This window comes from Paenibacillus sp. 01T443 (assembly GCF_056398325.1).
This window is the reverse complement of sequence record NZ_JBFTPE010000012.1, coordinates 155193-171655: the sequence shown is the minus strand read 5'-3', so window position 1 is coordinate 171655 and position 16463 is coordinate 155193. Positions and strand designations below refer to the sequence as shown.

Below are 16463 nucleotides of genomic sequence, written 5' to 3'. Positions count from 1 at the left end.
GGTGGAAGCACAGCAATGTGTGTAGCTGACGAATACTAATCGGTCGAGGGCTTATCCTAAACACGTTTGCATGGACCCATACATCCGGCAGACAGCAGCTAAAAAGGTTTCAGCAAACCTAACTTTCGTATCCAGTTTTCAGGGCGCAATGCCTTGTTGTTCAACCGTGCCTCTTTTGCAGTTGAAGCTCTTGGAGACATTTCAACGCAAATATGCAATGTTCCCTGATAGCTCAGTTGGTAGAGCACTCGACTGTTAATCGAGTTGTCACAGGTTCGAGTCCTGTTCGGGGAGCCATCATGCTCTCATAGCTCAGTAGGTAGAGTGCATCCATGGTAAGGATGAGGTCACCGGTTCGATCCCGGTTGAGAGCTCCAGAATACTTTCAACTGCAAGGACAAGCTTTAATTTTAGTATGGCCCGTTGGTCAAGTGGTTAAGACACCTCCCTTTCACGGAGGTAACAGGGGTTCGAGTCCCCTACGGGTCACCAATTACCTTTTTCACAAAAGGCGCCTTTACACTTGGACGCTTAGCTCAGCTGGGAGAGCATCTGCCTTACAAGCAGAGGGTCGGCGGTTCGATCCCGTCAGCGTCCACCATATCGCTGCTGGGGATTAGCCAAGCGGTAAGGCAACGGACTTTGACTCCGTCATTCTCAGGTTCGATCCCTGAATCCCCAGCCACTTATACTATGAGTCATTAGCTCAGTTGGTAGAGCACCTGACTTTTAATCAGGGTGTCGTAGGTTCGAATCCTACATGACTCACCATTTTTTTATCTCACATGCGCGTATGGCGGAATTGGCAGACGCACCAGACTTAGGATCTGGCGGGCGACCGTGGGGGTTCAAGTCCCTCTACGCGCACCATCTTTAAAACCCTTAATCGGGAAACACTCTGTATGTCAACAGAGTAATGTAGGTGGAAGTCCTACAAGACATGGTTTAGCTTCATTGGAATCACATAAGCGCGTATGGCGGAATTGGCAGACGCACTAGACTTAGGATCTAGCGGGCGACCGTGGGGGTTCAAGTCCCTCTACGCGCACCATACCATGAGAAAACCCTTGGCGAACAAGGGTTTTTTGCTGTCTACAAACCTAATTATGGCACAACGATTAGCTCGATATGCTATAGATCACTTGTTCAGCGTCGTATCGAGATAAGGTTTGCTCTGCCTTCATCCCTACCTTTTCCAGAAGCCTGCAGGATGTAAGGTTAGCGGTTTGTGTCTCGGCTATGATTTTAGATTGCTTGAGCTCTTTAAATGCAAACCATAAAGACATCTAATTACTTCTTCAGCATATCCTTTGCCCCAGCTGTGGGGTAAAAACTCGTATGACACCTCCATATGCAAACCATCCCTATGTTTTTCCAACGACACGAGTCCAATGAACTGTTCATCTTCTTTAAGTGTCACCACCCAATAAAAGTAAAAGGAATGATTAGCGTTGGCCTGATCTAATGTCTCCAAGAATTTATTCAAGGTATGGGTCTCCGGGATAATGCCTCCGAGATATTTTCTGACGTCCACATTGGTGTACAGCTTTTTTACATGTTCATAGTACTTTTCTGTAAATAATCCAACCTGCATCTCATGGTTTGCAATCGTAATCCCACTTCTACATTGCTCTTGCTGTCAGAGAGCGCTGAGCTGCTTGCCCAGTGTATAACGGAACACACAATTCATTCGTAAATAAGTGATGTTAAGTATAAAGGAATTTAATTGTTATGGGAATTAATAGTAAGCTTTATAAATTTTTTAAGACGTATAATGTTTTGGCTGTTAATGGCCACTGTACCTACCAGCTGTCAATGCGAAGGGCCAGATTTATGCCGCCGGCACGGGTGCCAGGTTGTTTAAATACGATCATGCAGGCAACGGCGGACAAAATGGGATCTTTTATTTTAAAAATAAGAAGGAGCAGCTGCAGTCTTCCGGCATGGTGACGGATGGGGAGGGCAATCCGTATTTTGCTAATCAGCATGCGATTTTGTCGCTTAGCAGCTCGGGGGAGAAACAGATTGCGTTGCTGCCAGAAGGCGTCAGTGTGAAGGAGCTCACCGCAGGTAAGAGCGGCGTATATGCCCTTGGCAGTAATGGCGTGCTGTACGCTGTGTGAGGCAATGCTGTAGCATGGGAGGCATCGCTTGAGCAGGCGCTGCAGGGGGCGAGGCTGTTCGCAGACAGCGTAAGCGGAGGCGTCTTGCTGCTTGCGGGCAAGGCGGTTGCCGCTTATGAAGAGGACGGCAAGGTCCGATTCACGCGCGAGCTTGCAGCGGCGCCTGCAGAAGGCTGGACATCCCCGGTGCCAATGCCCGGGGATGAAGGGGCTGTCGTTGCCGCCGAGCTGAGCGGCAACGGCATTGCTGCGTTCCGCCTCGCAGACGGGGCGGAACTATGGCGCATCAGCGCCCGCGGGGCAGCCGGGTTCGGCCCCGCGGCGCTGGCGCCGGACCTTGCCGCCGGCATCGTGCTGGCCGGCGGCCGTTCCGGCGCTGTGTACGCGATCGACGGCGCTGCCAGGTCGATCTTGTACACCTACGGCGGCCACGCCGCGGTTCCCGCGAGCGGCGTGGCGCCGCAAGGTAGCGGACGGATCGTCTACGCGTCCGCCAACAAGCTTATCGCAGCGGGGCCAATTCGCCCCGTGGCGATTACCTATGCAGCGGCTACGCTTAAGCTACCGCTGGATGCAAGGCTCCTGCTCACGGACAAGCTGAAGCTGTCCGATCCCGTCGCCGTCAGCTACCGCTCCGACAATACGGCGGTCGTTCGTATCAATGAAAACAGCGTTGTAACCCCGGTTGCCGCGGGAAAAGCAAACTTGTATGTAGAGGTCATTGCCAGTGGATATATTGGACAGCTAGTGCTTCCTATTCAAGTTACGGCTTCAGTGTCTAATCTGAAGGTAAAGCATGAATCAAAGGAGATTACTGCAGCGGGTCAGTCTTTTAAGGTTCAGACCGTTACAATACCGAAGGGTATGCCCCTTACAGCTGGGCTGGCGAGCCGTAAAGTGGGTGTCGTTCAATCGCTGCTGTCGATTGCCAAAGCCTATCAAGCTAACGAAGCCATTAATGGTACCTATTTCGAGGCGTATGGAGGCATTCCTGAGCCGTACGGCACGGTAATTGCAGATGGCAGCGTCGAACATATCGGTAATACAGGAACTGCGATCGGATTTACGTGGGACGGTACGATAGTGATGGACACGCTTCGCGTTAAAATTTTAGGCGGAACAAACGGCTCCTTCACTTCACCAAACAATTGGTATGCATATTTCATGAACCGTACGCCGGCAGCAGGCGCATCCTCCGCGATTATGTTTACGCCAAAGAGGGGATCAAAGATTGGTTTTGCGTTAGGAACGGCGGTAACCGTCCGCAAAGGAATCGTTACGAAAATAAGCAAGAATGAGAATGTGAGTATACCAGCTGACGGATACGTTCTCGTCTACACAGGCTCTGAGGAGAAGCTGGCCTCGCGCTTTCAGCTTGGAACCAAGGTCGACTACAAAATAGAGATGACCAATCTATCGAAAGCGCCAGTTGCGTGGTCACGCGTGCATACGGCAATTGGTGCCGGTCCAAGGCTGGTAAAGGACGGGAAGTTAGCGATCAACCCGGCGTTGGAAGGCTTCAGCAGCTCGAAAATATTAACCGACGCAGCTTCCAGAAGCGGCATTCTTGTAAAAAAAGATGGTACGTACCATCCTTATCGCTACCGTCCCCAAAGCAACGATTAAACAATGGGGTCAGATCATGGTCCAGCTCGGAGCGGTGCAAGCGATGAATTTGGATGGAGGCGCATCGTCCGGCATGTACTCACAAGGAAAACTCATAACCATTCCAGGCAAACTTATTAGCAACGGGCTCGTATTTGGGTCGAAGCTGAAGTGGTAAATGCAGTTAATTATAAATAGGAAGGCCGTTCTTTAATAGGACGGTCTTTTTCTTGCCTATAAAACAAAGTTAAGCTGCACGAAAAAGAAGTTAGTCATTGACTTTTAGCATGAGAAACATTATCATTAAAACGTCAATGATAATCGTTATCAATTTTCGTTTGTTAAACGGAATCAATATACTTACATTCAGAAGGTGTCTGCCCCTGGCAGCGGAAGGAGCGTGCATGTCCAATGATTCGTCTAACGACTTCGAGTCTTGACATTGCTTATGATGATCGTCTTATCGTCCAAAACTTAAACATTGCTATACCTCAAGGGAAAATTACGGCGCTTGTAGGAGCGAACGGCTCTGGTAAATCAACTATTTTGAAAACGATGGCCCGTATTATGAATCCTTCCCAAGGCAGCGTGCTCCTGGACGGCAAATCCATTCATAAGCAATCAACGAAGGAAGTTGCGAAGCAGCTGGCCATTTTGCCGCAAAATCCAACGGCTCCGGACGGACTGACGGTAGCTGAGCTCGTATCCTACGGCCGGTTTCCTTATCAGAAGGGCTTCGGATCGATGAGCAAAGACGACCGCAGTATCGTACAATGGGCAATCGAAGCGACAGGCATGACTGATTTTGCGGATCGTCCTGTTGATCATCTTTCCGGCGGACAACGCCAGCGTGCGTGGATTGCAATGGCGCTTGCGCAGGAAACGGATATTCTGTTCCTTGACGAGCCTACGACCTTCCTAGATATGGCGCATCAGCTGGAGGTTCTTCATTTGCTTCAAAAGCTTAACGCAAGCAATAACCGCACCGTAGTGATGGTTGTGCATGATTTGAATCACGCAACGCGCTATGCTCATCATATGATCGCCATTAAAACAGGTGTCGTTGTTGGTGAAGGTACACCAGCTGAAGTTATGACACCGGATATCATGCGTGAAGTATTTAATATCGAAGCAGATATCGTTCCTGACCCGCGTACGGGGGTTCCTCTTTGCTTGCCTTACGCGCTTGCTGGCCAGCCTGCTGCTGATAAGGTAACGATGAACAGCCGAGCGGTACAAGTGAAGACATTAGCTGCTGCAGGAGCTTAAGCTCCCAGCAATTGAACCAAATAAGAGACTGTCCTAAAAGGCAATTTGCCAATTAAGACAGTCTCTTATTTTCATACGGCAGGTATGCATACGCGGATAGCCCGCTGTTTTTTACAGGACATCTCCAGTTAAATATGTAATTGTTCCTCTGCGGTAATTGTCGGTTCATGGGTCATAATGGAGGCCAGTTTACATAAAATTAATGAGAGGGATCTCTTATCAAATTGTTCAACTTTCCGCGTCATTACTGGGTTTATTGACTTTACAGCATCGTCAATTTAAGTCGTCTAAAAATAATTTAAAACTTTTTTATAAAAACAGTTGCTTTTTGTTTTCAGGGGTGATATATTATTACTTGTCGCCGCGATGATAAACATCACGAACGGCTGACACAAGTAACATGCGGAAGTGGCTCAGCGGTAGAGCATCGCCTTGCCAAGGCGAGGGTCGCGGGTTCGATTCCCGTCTTCCGCTCCATAACATGTGCCCTTAGCTCAGCTGGATAGAGCGTTTGACTACGAATCAAAAGGCCAGGAGTTCGAATCTCTTAGGGCACGCCATTATCCAATCACTAGATGCACTTTATTTACACCTCGGGACGTAGCTCAGCTTGGTAGAGCACCTGGTTTGGGACCAGGGGGTCGCATGTTCAAATCGTGTCGTCCCGACCATATTTCATTTTTTTGCGGGTGTAGTTCAATGGTAGAACTTTAGCCTTCCAAGCTAATAGCGTGGGTTCGATTCCCATCACCCGCTCCAACTACAAATGACGAAGTCCTTGATCACTCAAGGGCTTTTTTTTTATTTTAGAACAGATAGTCGCTTGCGTTCAATATATCCAATGGGGAGTCATCTGATCGCCAATTGCTGAGCTGCTAAACACTGGAAGCACCCGTAAGGCGCGGCTTCTCTGTTTTTGCTTGGATTGGCTTCAGGGCTTCAACCCTGTAGGTTTTTGTAGTATGATGGTAGAAGTCAAAAAACGTTCATGTTGTACATGCAAGCTTCCGAAGCGTTTTTACGCTTCAAAAAACAAGTAAATGCTTACGGAGCGATCTTGCTTCGCAAAAATTTAGGAGGAACAGTATGTCGGATCAATCTGCATCAACTTTGACGACAAATCGGCAGCAGGCTAACAATTTGCTGCGACGCGATGTCCGGTTTTTAGGAAACATTCTCGGCGAAGTTCTCGTTCATCAAGGCGGCCGCGAGCTGCTTGATATCGTAGAACGGATTCGTGAGCAAAGTAAAGCGCTTCGCGCTGAATTTGTACCGGAAATATTTGATCAATTCAAGGAAAACGTATCTTCCCTTAGCCCGGAAATACGTCATCAAGTAATTAGGGCGTTTGCTATTTATTTTCAGCTCGTCAATATTGCTGAGCAGAACCACCGGATTAGACGGAAACGCGATTATGAGGTTTCTGCAGGCGAAACGGTACAACGCGGCTCCATTGAGAGCGCTGTTCAAGATTTGAAAGAACGTGGGATTGCTATCGAAGACGTTCAGGATATTTTGAGCAATATTTCGCTTGAGCTTGTTATGACTGCGCATCCGACCGAGGCAACTCGTCGCGCGGTACTTGATATTCATAAACGGATTGCTGTTGATGTGATGGAGCTGGATAACCCTACATTAACCTATCGCGAGCGCGAGAAGCTGCGTGAGAAGCTCATGAATGAGGTTCTTATTTTGTGGCAGACAGACGAGCTTCGTGACCGCAAACCAACCGTTATCGATGAAGTTCGCAACGGATTGTACTATTTTGATGAAACGTTGTTCGAGGTGCTGCCAAGCGTATATGAAGAGCTTGAACGCTGCCTGAGCAAATACTATCCAGACGAGAACTGGCATGTGCCTGATTACCTGCGCTTCGGCTCATGGATCGGCGGCGACCGCGATGGCAACCCATCCGTAACGGCGAAGGTCACTTGGGAGACGCTAACGCTGCATCGTCAGCTGGCGATTCGCAAGTATGAAGAGAAGCTTAATGAGCTGATGGATTTGCTCAGCTTCAGCACAAACCTGGTCGAGGTATCCGAGGAACTCGTGGAGTCGATACGTTCAGATCGCGAGCATGTCGAGCTGAAATGCGTCGATCTATGGAGAAACACGAAGGAGCCTTACCGTATTAAACTGGGCTTCATGCTTGAGAAGCTGGCTAATACGCGTGATGAATCTCTTAAGGGCTCACCAATGCGTTATAACCACCCTGAAGAGATGCGTGAAGACCTGTTCGTTATTGACCGCAGCCTGCGCCATCACTTTGCTGATTATGTAGCGGATACGGCGTTAGCTAAGCTTATCCGTCAAGTAGAGCTGTTCGGGTTCCACCTTATGGCGCTAGACGTACGTCAGCACAGCCAAGAGCATGAGAATGCGATGTCTGAGGTTTTGGCGAAAATGAACGTGGTCGCTGATTACGCTTCGCTATCGGAAGAAGAGAAAACGGATCTGCTTCACCGCCTTCTGAATGATCCTCGCCCGCTAACGTCGGGTCACTTGGATTACTCGGAGTCTACGCGTGAATGCTTGAACGTTTACCATACGATTTACCGGGCACAGCAAGAATTTGGCGTCAATTGTATCTCGAGCTATCTGATCAGCATGACGGAAGCAGCTAGCGATATGCTTGAGGTTATGGTATTTGCGAAGGAAGTCGGCTTATTCCGCAAGGAAGCTGACGGTACCATCCGCTGCACGCTGCAATCGGTACCGCTATTTGAGACGATCGACGATCTTCATGCGGCGCCAGCAATTATGAAAGAGCTTTTCGAGATGCCGGTTTACCGCCAAGCGGTTGCTGCTCGCGGCAATCTCCATGAGATTATGCTTGGTTATTCCGACAGCAACAAAGACGGTGGCGTGGTTACAGCGAACTGGGAGCTGCGCGTAGCGCTGAATGATATAACGGCTGCCGGTAAAGAGTACGATGTGAAGCTGAAGTTCTTCCATGGCCGCGGAGGCGCTCTTGGGCGCGGCGGAATGCCGCTTAACCGCAGCATTCTGGCGCAACCGCCTCATACGATTGGCGGCGGCATCAAGATTACCGAGCAGGGCGAGGTTCTCTCCTCCCGTTATTCGATGCAAGGTATTGCATACCGCAGCTTGGAGCAAGCAACATGGGCGCTGATTACGGCCGCTCGCCTGGCGAAATACCCTGAGCAAGCACCGCAAGCGGAAGCGGAGTGGGATGAAATTGCACGTTCGATTTCCGAAACGGCGCTCGCGAAGTATCAGGATCTCATTTTCCGCGATCCGGATTTCTTGACTTACTTCAAGGAATCTACGCCGCTGCCTGAGGTTGGCGAGCTGAACATTGGCTCCCGTCCTTCCAAACGGAAAAACAGCGATCGTTTTGAGGATCTGCGCGCGATTCCTTGGGTGTTCGCTTGGACGCAAAGCCGTTACCTGCTGCCTGCATGGTATGCTGCCGGTACCGCATTGCATCAATACGCAGGCGAGGACGAAGCGAAGATGAACACGCTTCGTACGATGTACGAGAAATTTCCGTTCTTCCGCTCGTTGATCGATAACCTGCAAATGGCGTTAGCTAAAGCCGATTTGGTCATTGCGAAGGAATATGCGGATATGATTAAGGATCAAACGATCCGCGATCGTATTTTCGAGCAAATCGAACAAGAGTACAAGCTAACCTCTGAGCTTATTCTAAGCATCACTGGACAAACGGAAATTTTGGATAATGTTCCGGTAATTCAAGAGTCGATCCGTCTACGCAATCCGTACGTCGATCCGCTTAGCTACATGCAAGTGCAGCTTCTAACCGAGCTACGTGCGCTTCGTGACAACGAAGAGGATGATCCGCAGCTGCTCCGCGAGGTGCTTCTGACGATCAACGGCATTGCGGCTGGCCTTCGGAATACAGGCTAATCCATATCCATATCATCATTTGCTTCGGCGAATCGTTGTAATTGAAGAAGCTGGTCATGGTGCAAACCATGGCTGGCTTTTTTGCGTTTGTTAGACAGGCAATCAAATGTAAGCAGAGCGAAAAATGAAAAGAGATGCTGGTTTATCGAACCTTAAGGATAGCTGAAATCGGGCTTTCTATTTTCTTATGTTCCTTTATGATCCGCTTAAGTTTCGTTTAAGGTACATCCTGCATGATAGGTACATAGCAAACAGACACCTACTTTGGGAAGGATGATAGAAATGAACGAGGATAACAAACGGGCGGAATCTTCTAATAATACTTATACAGAAACTCATACATCGAATACAGCAGACGAGACTCCTGCCGCTACTTATATTTATGAATCCAGCAAAACTACCCATGATCTAAGAGCTTCTTATGAGAGAGAGCTTAATTTGCAGAATATTGAAAGCAAGCCAGTGACGGATGGGGAAAAACGACCGAAACGTGCTGGAGGAAGCTCGGCAAAAACGATGCTTGCTTCGTTCTTGATTGGTGCGATGGTCATAGGCGGCTTCTCGTATATGGCGGATAAAAACAATTTATTCAGTGGTAACGGGCAGACGCTGCAAAACAGCGGTTCAAGTGTCGCAAGTCAATCTGCTCAGCAGGATGCGGGCCTTTCTACGGCATCGCTAAGCACAAGCGACGATATCGCCTCCGTTTATGCCGCAGCAAGCCCGGCGGTAGTGAAAATTGAAAATTACTCGGAGCCTGCACAATCCGCTTCCATGTTCGATGATCCGGGTTTCCGGCAGTTTTTTGGAGGCGGACAATCGGGAAGAGACGGACAGCAGCAAGAACAGCAGCAGGAACAGCAAGAGCAAGATCAAAATAGTGCGGAGCTTCAACTGACGGGATCGGGAACAGGATTTTTCTTCGAGTCGGATGGCTACATTTTGACGAATGAGCATGTTATCGCCGACGCGAAGGAGGTTAAGGTTACGGTTCAAGGCTATGACGAGCCACTGACTGCCAAGGTTCTCGGTTCGAGCTACGAGCTTGACCTAGCCGTGCTGAAGGTAGAGAGCCCGGATGGCAAAGAGTTCCCATCGCTTGAGCTTGGAAGCTCCGATGCTACTCAAATTGGTGACTGGGTCATTGCAATCGGCAACCCGTACGGCTTTGATCAAACGCTGACCATGGGTGTGCTGAGTGCGAAAGAACGCCCAATTACCATCGCGGATGAGCAAGGCGAACACGAATACGAGCATTTGCTGCAAACGGACGCCTCGATTAATCCAGGAAATTCCGGAGGGCCGCTCCTTAATGAAGCGGGTGAGGTGATCGGTATTAATACTGCGGTTAACTCTGAAGCACAAGGCATTGGCTTCGCAATTCCTACAACGACGATATCGAAGGTGCTGGAGCAATTGAAAACCAATACGTTGTAATGCACAAGGCATGCGATAAAGGAAAAGGTCTGGAAGCTAATTGGCTTCCTAGACCTTTTTGTTATTCCGCCCGGGATACTGGCCGATGGTCGAACCGATAAACTAGCCTCAGGTCGATTGCCGACTTCGCGCCAAACCGATATAATTGGCTGAATGACGATTGGTAAGCATGAATTGTTTTGCAAAGTTAGAAGGTTCTTTCTCAATTGTCTGCTTTAGTCTTGCTTTTTCAGTTCATGTGGATTACGATTTTCCTTGAATGGTAATGATTTGAATTCGTGCTACGCGTCATTTTATTGCATGAAGTTCGCCATAAAATGTTTTTGTAATATGCGTTACGCATGATTTGGGAGTATTAGGATGAATAAACTTGATATCGCAGGGGCGTATAGCGCCTATTCTCGGCGATTATATACAGATAGCTGTTGTCTTGGGCAATAGGGCTGCCAAGCAAATAGCAAGGTGATCAGTCGAATGAACGGAAGGTTTGGAGGAGTTAAGGTGAATGTATTGGAAGCACGCCTGGCGAAGTTAGCGCTCAAAGGCGATCAGCAAGCATTTGCTGAGCTTGTAGACCTATATCAAGATAAGCTCTTTCATATGGCATATCGAATGTTAAACAGCCGCCAGGAGGCGGAGGATGTCGTTCAGGACACCTTCCTTCGCGTTTACAAGAACCTGGACCGGTATGATGATACGTTAAAATTTTCGACATGGATTTACAGGATTGCGACGAATCTCTGCATTGATCGGCTGCGCAAACGCAAGCCGACCTACTCGCTTGACGCAGAATCGAACGATCACGAGGGCCTGGATGGCTATTCAATGATTCCAAGCGATAACCGGACGCCTGAATCAGAGCTTCTGCTGTCAGATACGCAGCGGATCATACATGGGGCAATCGCTTCGCTGCCGCCGAAATACAAAAGCGTCATGACGCTCCGCTATATGCAGGACCTTTCCCTGCAGGAGATTGGCGATGTGCTGGACATGCCCGTGACAACGATTAAAACCCGTGTTCACCGCGGCAGGGAATTTCTTCGGAAGAAGCTGGAGCACAAATTATAGGTATAATAAGAGTGAACTTGCAAGTAAACGGAAGCCATGTCCTGGACATAGGCTTCTTTCTGAGAGAATTGCGGGACGGATAACCGTATCATAATATTGGCTTGCCCGATTTCAAAAAAAAGTGAAACATCCCTCTCGTCAGTAACGTATCCTAATAACGAGAAAAGAACTTAATGCGCGAGCAACTGAAAGAAAGGACTGGCTGCTATGAATTGCAACGTCGCCATCGTATGGATGCATGACTATTTAGACGGCGAGCTGCCGCGTGAAGATATCGTTACGTTAAAATCTCATTTGCTTTCCTGTCCGGCTTGTCGCAGTCGGTTTGAACAGCTCCAGAAGACGGACGCCGCGGCGTTCCAGACTTTAGAAGCGATTAAGCCTGCCGCGGATTATGACCGGAAGGCATCAGAGCAATTAACGCAGCGAATTATGCAGCAGCTGCCGAAGAAACAGAACAAGCAGCGGAACCGCGCCGTACGCTTCATTTACAGGTACCCGGGAGTTACTGCTGCTGCAGTGTTTGTACTCGTTATGCTGGGAAGCTTCTTCACCATGTGGGAAGAGGACACCAAGCTCATTGTAGCAGGCGAGGATCTTCAGCAGGTCATTATAGAAGGCAATACAGTCATTGTGCCGGAAGGTGCCCATCTAACGGGGAACCTGACCGTCGAGAACGGAGTGGCTGAAGTGAAAGGAGAGGTCGACGGTAACGTAACCGTCATTGACGGCTCCTTGAACTTAGCTTCCACCGGACATATCGCGGGTCAGAGCAGAACCATAGATCAAGCACTTGATTGGTTCTGGTACAAAGTGACACAAACTTTTGGCGGTAACGCTCGTTAATGCAAGCTGCCTCCCTCTTGCAGGGGGGCGTTTTTATTTTTTTTTGAAAAAAAGGATTTCCAATCCCATATCTAGAAAATAATAAAGTTGAAAACCGATAATAGACAATAATAAGGGGATCGGCTGTTGGGGGTTGGCATATGAGTTATTTCTCGGATTTGACATGGCATGACTGGTTAAAGGACATCATCGATGTCGGCATAGTCAGTTTTATTATTTATAAAATGATTCTGCTGGTGCGTGGAACCCGTGCGGTTCAGCTTTTGAAAGGTATCTTCATACTCGTTGCGGTATGGGCGCTTAGTACATGGTTCAATTTGTATACGTTAAAATGGCTCATGAATCAGATGTTCACATTCGGTATCGTGAGTGTGCTTATTATTTTTCAGCCGGAACTAAGACGTGTGCTGGAGCAGCTTGGCCGCGGAAAGCTGTTCGCGCGTTCGTATTCGCTTGATCGGGATGTCGTTAATGATCAAATTGACGGCTTGATTAAGGCTGTCCGTTTTATGGCAGAACGTAAGATCGGGGCGTTAATCGTATTTGAGCGCAGCACAGGGCTGAGTGAATTGATTGAGTCGGGTATCCGCATGGAGTCGAGAATTACATCGGAGCTGCTCATTAATATTTTTACGCCAAATACTCCGCTTCATGATGGGGCAGTGATTATACGCGGCAATCAAATCATGGCAGCCGGCTGTTACCTGCCTTTGTCGGAGAACCCATTTATAAGCAAGGAGCTTGGCACGCGTCACCGCGCTGCTATCGGTGTAAGTGAAGTGACGGATGCCGTGTCGGTAACGGTATCAGAAGAAACGGGACAAGTATCCTTATCGCTGGGCGGTATGATCGTGCGCGATATTAACGAGGAATCGCTTATTTCGAAGCTGTTCGATGAGCTGACTCCGAAGACGAACGGGCGCGCGAAGGAGCGCGTGACGCTATCGTCTCTTTGGAAGCGGAAAGGAGGCAGTGATGGATAAATGGTTAAGTCACCCGACCTCGCTCAAAATTATTTCCGTCATCGTGGGATTGCTGCTCTGGGCTGTCGTGCATATTGATACGGACACGTCACCTCAGACGGTTACTTCCAATGTGGACACAAAGACGATAGAAGCATCTGTCATAAAAGCCGACGGACTTGATACGGACAAGTACGTCATGACGGCCATGGAGCCTACTGTTGTACGCCTGGATGTACAAGGCAGGCTTACCAATCTTCTTAATGCTTCTTCCGATGATGATTATGTCGTTAAGGTGGATTTGAAGGACGCGAAGCCGGGCATACAGGAGCTGCCCTTGGTTGCAACCTTGCCAAAGGGAATTCAGCTTGTAGAAATGTCGCCGCGAACGGTAACGGTACAGATCGAGGAGATTTTGACAAAGCCGTTCGAGCTTCAGGTGACTACGGGGGGGAAACCCGCTGCTGGTTATGTGGTAGGCGCCTCTACGGTCGTAGCGCCATCGACCGGCGTCGAGGTTACGCTGCCGAAGGACGACATGAGCAGGATAGGCGTTGTCACAACGGAAATAAATGTAGAGGGTGCAGATAAAACAATTGTTAACAAAAAGGCAAAGGTTGTCGTATATGATACGGATGGCATAGAAATGACTAACGCGATTATTTCGCCGGAAACGGTGCATGTCGAGGTTAAGATCACACCGCCATTCAAAACACTGCCTCTACAAGTGCGCTATACGGGCACACTGCCAGCGGGACTAAGCCTGGTATCCGTAAAGCCGGCCATTGATCAGGTTACGGTATACGGCGAACAGAAGGCGTTAGACGAGCTTCAGGTTTATGACGGCGTTGTGCTTGACCTCTCAAAGGTGAAGCAGTCCGGTTCCGTACAAGTCAAGACAGAAGCAATTGACGGCATTAAATCTATTGATCCCGCGGAAGTAACGCTCGAGGTTGTTGTTGCACCTATTATTACACGGACCTTTACGGGATTGCCTATATCCGTAGAGGGCGCCGCGAGCGGGATGTCTCCGGTCTTCCGAAACCCGGCTGACGGAAAATTCGATTTAACCGTCAGCGGAGCAGAATCGGTGTTGAATGCGCTGAAGGCAGAGGCGATAACGATTATTGCCAATGTTGAAGGACTAAAGCCCGGCGTACATGTTGTAACGCTTCAGGTGGATGTGCCAGCTTATGTGCAGACGGTGCTGGATAATGGGAAGACGTTAACGGTTACGATTGAAATTATAGACGATGCAGCAGCGGGGTCTGATGATGAAAACGCAGAGGAAGTAGGAGGCACTCCGACGGAGGAGCCTCCATCGCCTACGCCGACACCGTCACCAACACCGCCGGATACCGGTGAGGAGAGCGGTAACGGCGGCGATAACGCTACTGGCGGCCCAACAATGAATCCATAATCAACGAAGCAGCATATGTAGAAAATAACGAACGCAATATATGACAAAGGAGCATTTTAATTATGGGGAAATATTTTGGTACAGATGGTGTTCGCGGGGTAGCCAACCGTGAGCTTACACCGGAGCTAGCTTACAAAATCGGTCGCTGCGGCGGCTATGTTCTTACACGCACGGCTAACAAGCCTAAAGTAGTTATCGGGTTAGATACACGGATTTCGGGACCAATGCTTGAATCGGCGCTTATTGCAGGCTTGTTGTCCATTGGCGCAAGCGTAGTTCGTCTTGGCGTTGTTTCTACGCCGGCGGTTGCTTATATTACGCGTGAGATGGGCGCTGACGCTGGTGTAATGATTTCGGCATCGCATAATCCTGTAGAGGATAACGGCATTAAGTTTTTTGCAGGTGACGGCTTTAAATTATCGGATGATACCGAGCTCGAAATCGAGCAGCTAATTGATGCATTAACGGATGAACTGCCGCGTCCTGAGGGTGGCGATATCGGAGCGGTATCAAGCGATAAAGGTGCTAAACAGCGTTATTTGGACTATTTGAAGACAACAATCAAGGGCGATTTTAGCGGACTGAAAATCGTGCTCGACTGCGCGAACGGCTCTGCTTATGAGCTTGCGCCTTCCGTATTCCGCGAGCTTGGTGCGGACATCATCACCGTAGGCGCCGAGCCGGATGGACTTAATATCAATGCAGGCGTCGGATCGACGCATCCTGAATATTTGCGTGAGCAGGTTCTGAAGCATGGCGCGGATCTGGGGCTTTCTTTTGACGGCGACGCGGATCGTCTTATTGCCATCGACGAGAAGGGCGAAGAGGTAGACGGCGACTTTATTTTGTGCATTATCGGCGACGCGATGAAGCGGGCTGGCAAGCTCAAGGAAGATACGATTGTGACAACGGTTATGGCAAATATCGGATTTTTTAAGGGCGCGGAGCGTATAGGCCTCAAAACGGCGCAAACCGCAGTCGGCGACCGTTATGTTATGGAAGAAATGCGTCGCGGAGGCTTTAACCTTGGCGGCGAGCAATCCGGGCATGTTATTTTCCTTGACCATATTACGACGGGTGACGGCATACTTACTGCGCTGCAGCTTGTGGATACGCTTGCTGCTTCCGGTAAGAAGCTAAGCGAGCTCAAAGGACTTATGCGCAAGTACCCTCAGAAGCTTGTTAACGTACGTGTAGCGGATAAAAGCTTGTACCAAGGCAATGCCGCAATCGAGGAAGCTGTTAAGCTCGTAGAGCTTGAGCTGGGCGATAACGGCCGCGTTCTTGTACGTCCATCAGGTACGGAATCCTTGATTCGCGTCATGGCAGAAGGTCCTGAGAAGGATCAGGTTGAGGCCTATGTCGCGCAAATCGCTGAAGTCGTAAAAAGTGAGCTAGGCTAAGCTTATTAGGAGAAAATGTCGAAGGCTTGTCGGATCTTGTAGAAGACGAGTCTTCGACCCCTTTTTCTGGAAGATATTCGTGTATATTTTCATTGAATGGTTGCACAGCAAAGAAAAAATGAATATGATAGGTAGTATGATTCAGGAAGGAAAGCGAGGATAGTGGTTATTTAAGCATGTTAAGCGCCAGAGCTTGCGTGATGAGCAGTCTTGTGGTCAAGCCTAGAATTTGGGCTTGAAGCGGGTGTTCATACGGGAAGCTGACGAGGTGAAGGTGTTCGAAACATTCGGCGGGGACCTTCCGGTATTGCAAGCCAACCGAAAGCCGTTACGTAAAACGGCCGGGCGACCGGTCATACAATCGTGCGGCGGGCTTATTATTTTTGTATTTATATTCATCACTCCCGTATGTCCAAGATGCCACCTGTGGGGTGGGCAC

The 16463-nt window shown here is 49.1% G+C and carries 12 protein-coding genes, 12 tRNA genes and 1 pseudogene; 24 read left to right on the top strand and 1 reads right to left on the bottom strand.

The window, feature by feature from the left end:
- The first annotated feature begins 221 nt into the window (after nucleotides 1-221).
- The 8 genes from AC1DLI_RS23175 (at nucleotide 222) to AC1DLI_RS23140 (ending at nucleotide 1051) form a co-directional block, all read left to right on the top strand.
- A tRNA-Asn gene (locus tag AC1DLI_RS23175) sits at nucleotides 222-297 on the top strand.
- A 4-nt stretch (nucleotides 298-301) separates the two neighbouring features.
- A tRNA-Thr gene (locus AC1DLI_RS23170) sits at nucleotides 302-377 on the top strand.
- 40 nt (nucleotides 378-417) lie between these two features.
- Nucleotides 418-492 (top strand) — tRNA-Glu (locus AC1DLI_RS23165).
- A gap of 33 nt (nucleotides 493-525) precedes the next feature.
- A tRNA-Val gene (locus tag AC1DLI_RS23160) sits at nucleotides 526-601 on the top strand.
- Nucleotides 602-610: 9 nt separating this feature from the next.
- Nucleotides 611-685 (top strand) — tRNA-Gln (locus tag AC1DLI_RS23155).
- A gap of 10 nt (nucleotides 686-695) precedes the next feature.
- Nucleotides 696-771, top strand: a tRNA-Lys gene (locus AC1DLI_RS23150).
- A gap of 16 nt (nucleotides 772-787) precedes the next feature.
- Nucleotides 788-870 (top strand) — tRNA-Leu (locus tag AC1DLI_RS23145).
- Nucleotides 871-968: 98 nt separating this feature from the next.
- A tRNA-Leu gene (locus tag AC1DLI_RS23140) sits at nucleotides 969-1051 on the top strand.
- Between the two features lie 186 nt (nucleotides 1052-1237).
- Here the strand turns inward: AC1DLI_RS23140 and AC1DLI_RS23135 are convergent.
- A complete protein-coding gene (locus tag AC1DLI_RS23135) occupies nucleotides 1238-1594 on the bottom strand; it encodes a GNAT family N-acetyltransferase (protein ID WP_477606845.1) in 357 nt (118 codons plus the stop codon).
- Between the two features lie 262 nt (nucleotides 1595-1856).
- Between AC1DLI_RS23135 and AC1DLI_RS23130 the strand changes: the two genes are divergently transcribed.
- The 16 genes and pseudogenes from AC1DLI_RS23130 to glmM all read left to right on the top strand — a co-directional run bounded on the left by AC1DLI_RS23130 (nucleotide 1857) and on the right by glmM (nucleotide 16024).
- Nucleotides 1857-2123 (top strand): hypothetical protein, encoded by a 267-nt coding sequence (locus tag AC1DLI_RS23130; RefSeq protein ID WP_477606843.1) that lies wholly within the window; start codon nucleotides 1857-1859, stop codon nucleotides 2121-2123.
- 21 nt (nucleotides 2124-2144) lie between these two features.
- Nucleotides 2145-2507 (top strand): annotated as a pseudogene (locus AC1DLI_RS23125) (hypothetical protein); the annotation flags it as partial.
- 480 nt (nucleotides 2508-2987) lie between these two features.
- Nucleotides 2988-3749 (top strand): phosphodiester glycosidase family protein, encoded by a 762-nt coding sequence (locus AC1DLI_RS23120; protein WP_477606861.1) that lies wholly within the window; start codon nucleotides 2988-2990, stop codon nucleotides 3747-3749.
- A gap of 16 nt (nucleotides 3750-3765) precedes the next feature.
- Entirely contained in the window at nucleotides 3766-3906 is a 141-nt protein-coding gene (locus tag AC1DLI_RS23115) for a phosphodiester glycosidase family protein (protein WP_477606841.1), read from the top strand.
- Nucleotides 3907-4139: 233 nt separating this feature from the next.
- Nucleotides 4140-4997, top strand: a complete 858-nt coding sequence (locus tag AC1DLI_RS23110; RefSeq protein ID WP_477606839.1) for an ABC transporter ATP-binding protein — start codon at nucleotides 4140-4142, stop codon at nucleotides 4995-4997.
- A gap of 402 nt (nucleotides 4998-5399) precedes the next feature.
- A tRNA-Gly gene (locus tag AC1DLI_RS23105) sits at nucleotides 5400-5474 on the top strand.
- A 6-nt stretch (nucleotides 5475-5480) separates the two neighbouring features.
- A tRNA-Arg gene (locus AC1DLI_RS23100) sits at nucleotides 5481-5557 on the top strand.
- 34 nt (nucleotides 5558-5591) lie between these two features.
- Nucleotides 5592-5668: transfer RNA gene (locus AC1DLI_RS23095), tRNA-Pro, on the top strand.
- Between the two features lie 14 nt (nucleotides 5669-5682).
- Nucleotides 5683-5756 (top strand) — tRNA-Gly (locus tag AC1DLI_RS23090).
- A 327-nt stretch (nucleotides 5757-6083) separates the two neighbouring features.
- Nucleotides 6084-8888 (top strand): phosphoenolpyruvate carboxylase, encoded by a 2805-nt coding sequence (ppc, locus tag AC1DLI_RS23085; protein ID WP_477606837.1) that lies wholly within the window; start codon nucleotides 6084-6086, stop codon nucleotides 8886-8888.
- Nucleotides 8889-9170: 282 nt separating this feature from the next.
- Nucleotides 9171-10325: a S1C family serine protease gene (locus AC1DLI_RS23080; protein ID WP_477606835.1), complete on the top strand. Its 1155-nt coding sequence runs from the start codon at nucleotides 9171-9173 to the stop codon at nucleotides 10323-10325.
- Between the two features lie 474 nt (nucleotides 10326-10799).
- Entirely contained in the window at nucleotides 10800-11393 is a 594-nt protein-coding gene (gene sigW, locus AC1DLI_RS23075) for an RNA polymerase sigma factor SigW (protein WP_477606833.1), read from the top strand.
- Nucleotides 11394-11600: 207 nt separating this feature from the next.
- The gene (locus AC1DLI_RS23070) at nucleotides 11601-12239 is read left to right on the top strand and encodes a zf-HC2 domain-containing protein (RefSeq protein WP_477606831.1); all 639 of its coding nucleotides are present in this window, start codon (nucleotides 11601-11603) and stop codon (nucleotides 12237-12239) included.
- A 140-nt stretch (nucleotides 12240-12379) separates the two neighbouring features.
- A complete protein-coding gene (gene cdaA / locus AC1DLI_RS23065) occupies nucleotides 12380-13222 on the top strand; it encodes a diadenylate cyclase CdaA (RefSeq protein ID WP_477606829.1) in 843 nt (280 codons plus the stop codon).
- Nucleotides 13215-14621, top strand: coding sequence for a CdaR family protein (locus AC1DLI_RS23060; protein ID WP_477606827.1), 1407 nt, complete (start codon nucleotides 13215-13217; stop codon nucleotides 14619-14621). Before cdaA ends, AC1DLI_RS23060 begins: the two co-directional genes overlap by 8 nt.
- Before the next feature lie 62 nt (nucleotides 14622-14683).
- Nucleotides 14684-16024 (top strand): phosphoglucosamine mutase, encoded by a 1341-nt coding sequence (gene glmM, locus AC1DLI_RS23055; RefSeq protein ID WP_308995381.1) that lies wholly within the window; start codon nucleotides 14684-14686, stop codon nucleotides 16022-16024.
- Nucleotides 16025-16463: the final 439 nt, after the last annotated feature.